We start from the raw sequence: 6675 nt of genomic DNA, 5'->3' as shown, positions 1-6675 counted from the left end.
GTATTACTTGCTGGCTTCGCTCAGGATCTTGGCAACGACGCCGGCGCCGACGGTACGGCCGCCTTCACGGATTGCGAAGCGCAGGCCTTCTTCCATCGCGATCGGGTTGATCAGCTTGACGGTGATCGACACGTTATCGCCTGGCATGACCATTTCTTTGTCCGCTGGCAACTCGATCGAACCAGTCACGTCCGTGGTACGGAAGTAGAACTGTGGGCGATAGTTGTTGAAGAACGGGGTGTGACGGCCGCCTTCGTCTTTCGACAGGACGTAGATCTCACCGGTGAAGTGGTTGTGCGGCTTGATCGAGTTCGGCTTGGCCAGAACCTGGCCACGCTCGACGTCTTCACGCTTGGTGCCGCGCAGCAGCAGACCGACGTTGTCGCCAGCCATGCCCTGGTCCAGCAGCTTGCGGAACATTTCCACGCCGGTGCAGGTGGTCTTGACGGTATCCTTGATGCCGACGATTTCGATCTCTTCGCCGACCTTGATGATGCCGCGCTCGATACGACCGGTAACGACGGTGCCGCGACCCGAGATCGAGAACACGTCTTCCACYGGCATCAGGAAGGCGCCGTCAACMGCGCGCTCTGGCGTAGGGATGTAGCTGTCCAGCGCGTCGGCCAGTTGCATGATCGCCTGCTCGCCCATTGGGCCAGTGTCGCCGTCCAGCGCCATACGTGCCGAACCTTTGACGATCGGCAGGTCGTCGCCTGGGAACTCATACTTCGACAGCAACTCGCGCACTTCCATTTCGACCAGCTCGAGCAGCTCGGCGTCGTCGACCAGATCGCACTTGTTCAGGAACACGATGATGTATGGAACGCCAACCTGGCGCGCCAGCAGGATGTGCTCGCGGGTCTGTGGCATTGGGCCGTCAGCTGCCGAGCAAACCAGGATCGCGCCGTCCATCTGGGCAGCACCGGTAATCATGTTCTTGATGTAGTCGGCGTGGCCTGGGCAGTCGACGTGCGCGTAGTGACGCGTTGCGGTCTCGTACTCGACGTGCGCGGTGTTGATGGTGATGCCGCGTGCCTTCTCTTCTGGTGCAGCATCGATCTGGTCGTAAGCTTTAGCTTCGCCGCCGAATTTCTTCGACAGAACGGTCGCGATTGCAGCGGTCAGGGTGGTCTTGCCGTGGTCGACGTGGCCGATGGTGCCGACGTTGACGTGCGGCTTGGTCCGTTCGAATTTACCTTTTGCCATTTTGTTCTTCCTTAAAAGACGTTTATTTGTTGATTACAGGCCGGGGACACCCCCGGCCCATATGAATTACTTAGCCTTGGCCGTAACGATTGCGTCGGTCACGTGCTTAGGCGCTTCAGCGTAGTGCTTGAATTCCATCGTGTAGGTTGCGCGGCCCTGCGTTGCGGAACGCAGCGAGGTCGAGTAACCAAACATTTCGGACAGCGGCACTTCGGCTTTGATGATCTTGCCACCGCCGCCTGGGATCTCGTCCATGCCCTGCACCATACCGCGGCGGGACGACAGGTCGCCCATCACGGTACCGGCGTAGTCTTCCGGCGTTTCCACTTCCACGGCCATCATTGGCTCGAGGATGACTGGCGATGCTTTGCGGCAGCCATCTTTGAATGCCATCGAAGCGGCCATCTGGAACGCGTTTTCGTTCGAGTCCACATCGTGGTACGAACCGAAGAACAGCGTGACCTTGACGTCGACCACTGGGTAGCCGGCCAGCACGCCGGTGTTGAGCGTACCGCGCACACCTTTTTCGACCGCAGGGATGTATTCGCGTGGAACCGTACCGCCCTTGATCGCGTCGACGAATTCGAAGCCCTTGCCCGGCTCTTGCGGCTCGATCTTCAGAACCACGTGACCGTACTGACCACGACCGCCCGACTGCTTGACGAACTTGCCTTCGGACTCTTCGCAGGTCTTGCGGATCGTTTCGCGGTAAGCAACCTGTGGCTTGCCGACGGTCGCTTCGACGCCGAATTCGCGCTTCATGCGGTCAACGATAATTTCCAGGTGCAGCTCACCCATACCACCGATGATGGTCTGGCCCGACTCTTCGTCGGTCTTGACGCGGAACGAAGGATCTTCCTGTGCCAGGCGGTTCAGCGCCAGGCCCATTTTTTCCTGGTCGGCCTTGGTCTTCGGCTCGACTGCCTGCTGAATCACCGGCTCAGGGAACACCATCTTTTCCAGGGTGATGATCGACGATGGATCGCACAGGGTTTCGCCGGTGGTCGCATCTTTCAGGCCGACCGCGGCGGCGATATCGCCGGCGTGGACTTCCTTGATCTCTTCGCGCTGGTTAGCGTGCATCTGCAGAATACGGCCAAGACGCTCTTTCTTGTTCTTGATCGGATTGAAGACGGTGTCGCCCGACTTGATCGTGCCCGAGTAGACGCGGAAGAAGATAAGCTGGCCGACGAACGGGTCGGTCATGATCTTGAATGCCAGCGCAGCGAATTTCTCGTTGTCGTCAGCCTTGCGGGTGACTGGCTGGTCATCTTCATCCATGCCTTCGACCGGCTTGATGTCCAGTGGCGACGGCAGGTATTCGATCACACCGTCGAGCATGGCTTGCACGCCCTTGTTCTTGAACGCGGTGCCGCACATCATTGGAACGATTTCCGACGCCAGCGTGCGCGCACGCAAGGCAGCCTTGATCTCGGCTTCGGTCAGGTCGCCTTCTTCCAGATACTTGTTCATCAGTTCGTCGCTGGACTCGGCAGCTGCCTCGACCATTTTCAGACGCCACTCGTCAGCCTGGTCTTTCAACTCGGCCGGGATGTCGCGGTAGTCGAACTTCATGCCCTGCGACGCGTCGTCCCAGAAGATGGCTTTCATCTTGACCAGGTCGACCACGCCGAGGAAGTTCTCTTCGGCGCCGATCGGGATCTGCAGCGGAATCGGGTTGGCCTTCAGGCGCGCGCGCATCTGGTCGTAGACCTTGAAGAAGTTCGCACCGGTACGGTCCATCTTGTTGACGAAGGCCAGACGCGGCACTTTGTACTTGTTGGCCTGGCGCCATACGGTTTCCGACTGTGGCTGCACGCCGCCGACTGCACAGTAAACCATGCAGGCGCCGTCGAGCACGCGCATCGAGCGCTCGACTTCAATGGTGAAGTCGACGTGGCCCGGGGTGTCGATGATGTTGATGTGGTGCTCAGGGAAGTTGTTAGCCATCCCTTTCCAGAAGCAGGTCGTCGCAGCCGAGGTAATGGTGATGCCGCGTTCCTGCTCTTGCTCCATCCAGTCCATGGTGGCCGCGCCATCATGCACTTCGCCAATCTTGTGGTTCACGCCCGTGTAGAACAGGACGCGCTCGGTCGTGGTGGTCTTGCCAGCATCGATGTGAGCGGAGATACCGATATTGCGGTAGCGCTCAATGGGGGTCTTGCGTGCCATAAATATTCCTAAATCTTTGAATGGACAAAACCGAGCGGCATTTTGTGAACAAAATGAGCCCGGCCTCGAACAACAGATACATGGCCGCGCCCCCGAAAGGGGTTGGCCAATTGATTAGAAGCGGAAGTGCGAGAACGCCTTGTTCGCTTCAGCCATGCGGTGAACTTCGTCACGCTTCTTCATTGCGCCGCCACGCATTTCAGCGGCTTCCATCAGCTCGCCACCGAGGCGCTGTGGCATGGACTTCTCGCTGCGCTTGTTGGCAGCTTCGCGCAGCCAGCGCATGGACAGGGCCATACGACGGACTGGACGCACTTCGACCGGCACCTGGTAGTTGGCGCCGCCGACGCGGCGCGACTTGACTTCGACCATCGGCTTGGCGTTGTTGATTGCCAGCGCGAACACTTCGAGCGGATCTTTGCCCGACTTTTGCTTGATGTGCTCGAAAGCACCGTAGATGATGTTTTCAGCGACCGACTTCTTGCCGGACAACATCAGAACGTTGACGAATTTGGCGACATCCGTATTGCCGAATTTTGGATCCGGCAGGATATCGCGCTTGGGGACTTCACGACGACGTGGCATTTCAATTCCTTTCAGTCTTCAGTTGAGCGCGCTGAGGCAGCACTCGCGGTAGGCCATCATAGCCTCCACTTACTCGACCATTACGATCGGTTCAACTCAATTAATGGGTAAGAAAATTACTTCTTACCAGCTTTAGCGCGCTTCGTACCGTACTTGGAACGAGCTTGCTTACGGTCTTTCACGCCCTGGGTATCCAGTGCACCGCGAACCATGTGGTAACGCACACCCGGCAAGTCCTTCACACGGCCGCCGCGCAGCAGCACGACACTGTGTTCTTGCAGGTTGTGGCCTTCACCGCCGATGTACGAAATGACTTCGAAACCGTTGGTCAGGCGAACTTTGGCGACTTTACGCAGAGCCGAGTTTGGCTTCTTTGGAGTCGTCGTGTACACACGGGTGCAGACACCACGTTTTTGCGGGCTGTTTTCCAGCGCCGGCGATTTGCTTTTCACGGTCAAGGCGACACGTGGATTGCGAATCAGTTGATTGATGGTTGGCATCGTTATAAATCCAACAAAGATACAACATGAATAACCCGGGCTGACGCCCGGGGACTAAAACCTAGTCCCGTACCGACTGACAAGGGAGGCGCGAATAGCCACTCAGCAAGGGAGCGGCCGTCAATGCGTTCGATGTGCAGAATAAATTCGAGAACTCGCGAGTATAAGCCCGTTCGCGGGACGGGTCAACAGGTTTACCGGCTGACAACGTGCCACCGGGGTATGGTCCTGCGGACCTGACCCCATTTGTTGCTTGCACGCCGCACCGCGAAGATGGGGACCCGGCGTCCGCGTGGCTCCGCAGGACCAGACCCCAAGCAAGGCAATGTGTCAGATAATAGGCGCCTTTTCCCGATTCCGCCAATTCATGCGATCCCTGCTGCGTCCCGCCCACCTGTTCCTGCTGCTTACTTATAGTGCGCTGTCGGCGGTGCCGTTCGTGCCGCTGCTGCTCGGCCAGCCCGTGGAGCGTCCGTGGCAGCTGCTCGGCATCGAGACGATCGCCTGGGTCGCCGTGTGGGCCGCGTTCAAGCGCCCGGCGTACTTCCACTGGCTGCTGGCGCCCGCCTTCATCGCGCTGCCCACCGAGCTGTACCTGATTACCTACTACGGCCAGGGCATCTCCACCCACCACCTCGGCATCATCGCCGAGACCAGCCCGAAGGAAGCGCTCGAATTCCTCGGCCAAAAAGTCTGGCTGATGGCCGCCGTCATGCTCGGCGCCGTCGCCTGGTTCATCGTCAGCTTCCGCGTCGCGCGCAAGACGCGCGCGCTGGACTGGGCCGACAGCTCGCGCTGGGTCGCGCTGGCGGCGCTCGCGCTCGGCGCCGCGGTGTGGGCCTACGGCGACGAATTCGGCATCGTGCCCAAGGCGGCCGCCGCCAGCGCCAAGGCCGCCGCGCCGAAGCCGGCCGCGCGGACCGGCCTGAAAATGCCGCCGCTGCCGCGCTGGGCCGGCATGCCGGTCGAATTCGACGCCTTCGCGCAGTCCTGGCCGTTCGGCCTGGCCTCGCGCGGCGTCGAGTTCTATAAGGAGCGCGTCTACCTGGCCGAACTGGGGCGGCGCAGCGCCAGCTTCCGCTTCGGCGCGCACCAGCAGTCGCCCGACGCCGAGCCGGAAACCGTGGTGCTGGTGCTCGGCGAGTCGTCGCGCTTCGACCGCTGGAGCCTGAACGGCTACGCGCGCGACACCAATCCGCTGCTGCGCCAGGAAGCCAACCTCGTGGCGCTGCCCGACGTCGTGACCGCGGTGTCGGCCACGCGCCTGTCGGTGCCGGTGATCATTTCACGCAAGCGCGCCACGCAAAGCCTGAAGGACGGCTTCTCCGAGAAGTCCTTCATCACCGCTTATAAAGAGGCCGGCTTCAAGACTTTCTGGCTGTCGAACCAGATCTCGTTCGGCAAGTTCGACACGCCGGTGTCCGTGTTCGCCAAGGAAGCGGACGTGATCGAGTTCCTCAACCTGGGCGGTTTCACCAACAGCTCGAACTTCGACTCGGTGCTGTTCGATCCGTTCAGGAACGCGCTGGCCGACAAGGCGCAGAAAAAGCTGATCGTGGTCCATTCGCTGGGCAGCCACTGGAACTACAGCCAGCGCTATCCGAAGCAGTTCGACAAGTGGCAGCCATCGCTGTTCGGCATCGACAAGCCGGTCTACACCGACATCAAGGTCAAGCCGCAGCTGAATAACAGTTACGACAGCAGCATCTTGTATACTGACTGGTTCCTGGCGCAGCTGGTGGGCCGGATGAAGGAGTCGCAGCAGCGCGCCGCGATGCTGTACGTGTCTGACCATGGGCAGTCGCTGTACGATGACAGCTGCCGGCTGGCCTTCCACGGCCACAACACGCAATACGATTTCCACGTGCCGGCGTTTGTCTGGTATTCGGACCAGTACCAGGCGCGCTATCCCGGCAAGGTCGAGCAGCTGGCGCGGCACAAGAGCGCCCGGCTGGCGACCGAGAACATGTTCCACACCCTGCTGGACATGGCGGACATTCGGTATCCGGCGGAGACGCTGGAGTGGAGCTTCCTCAGCGCGCAGTTCAAGCAGCACAAGCGGCTGGTCGACAGCTACGGCTGGGCCAACTACGACAACGCCACCTTCAAGGGCGATTGCCGCGAAGTGATCGACAAGGACAAGCCGCTCAAGCAGGAAAAGTAGCGTGCCGCCCGTCTCCCACCTTGTTGCGCATGCGCGTGGCCAGTAATG

Annotated in this window: 5 protein-coding genes; 1 reads left to right on the top strand and 4 read right to left on the bottom strand. The window is 60.1% G+C overall.

The features are described 5' to 3' along the window. Window positions 1-3 precede the first annotated feature (3 nt). The 4 genes from tuf to rpsL form a co-directional block, all read right to left on the bottom strand. Window positions 4-1206, bottom strand: a complete 1203-nt coding sequence (tuf, locus tag AC1D02_RS21300; protein ID WP_477320465.1) for an elongation factor Tu — start codon at window positions 1204-1206, stop codon at window positions 4-6. 66 nt (window positions 1207-1272) lie between these two features. Beyond that, complete coding sequence (gene fusA / locus AC1D02_RS21295) at window positions 1273-3378, bottom strand: elongation factor G (RefSeq protein ID WP_477320464.1); 2106 nt, start codon at window positions 3376-3378, stop codon at window positions 1273-1275. A gap of 114 nt (window positions 3379-3492) precedes the next feature. Beyond that, entirely contained in the window at window positions 3493-3963 is a 471-nt protein-coding gene (gene rpsG / locus AC1D02_RS21290) for a 30S ribosomal protein S7 (protein WP_305507696.1), read from the bottom strand. A 116-nt stretch (window positions 3964-4079) separates the two neighbouring features. Next, on the bottom strand, window positions 4080-4463 hold the full coding sequence (rpsL, locus tag AC1D02_RS21285; RefSeq protein ID WP_025603541.1) for a 30S ribosomal protein S12: 384 nt from the start codon (window positions 4461-4463) through the stop codon (window positions 4080-4082). 367 nt (window positions 4464-4830) lie between these two features. On the opposite strand from rpsL, the gene AC1D02_RS21280 reads away from it, so the two are divergent. Next, window positions 4831-6627 (top strand): phosphoethanolamine transferase, encoded by a 1797-nt coding sequence (locus AC1D02_RS21280; RefSeq protein WP_477320463.1) that lies wholly within the window; start codon window positions 4831-4833, stop codon window positions 6625-6627. Window positions 6628-6675: the final 48 nt, after the last annotated feature.

Source organism: Massilia sp. P1_C10, from assembly GCF_056406475.1.
This window is presented reverse-complemented; position numbering and strand designations above follow the sequence as displayed.

Coding starts and splice junctions, on each gene's coding strand:
- AC1D02_RS21280 (WP_477320463.1), top strand. CDS start 4,831: ATGCGATCCCTGCTGCGTCCCGCCCACCTGTTCCTGCTGCTTACTTAT.
- rpsL (WP_025603541.1), bottom strand. CDS start 4,463: ATGCCAACCATCAATCAACTGATTCGCAATCCACGTGTCGCCTTGACC.
- fusA (WP_477320464.1), bottom strand. CDS start 3,378: ATGGCACGCAAGACCCCCATTGAGCGCTACCGCAATATCGGTATCTCC.
- rpsG (WP_305507696.1), bottom strand. CDS start 3,963: ATGCCACGTCGTCGTGAAGTCCCCAAGCGCGATATCCTGCCGGATCCA.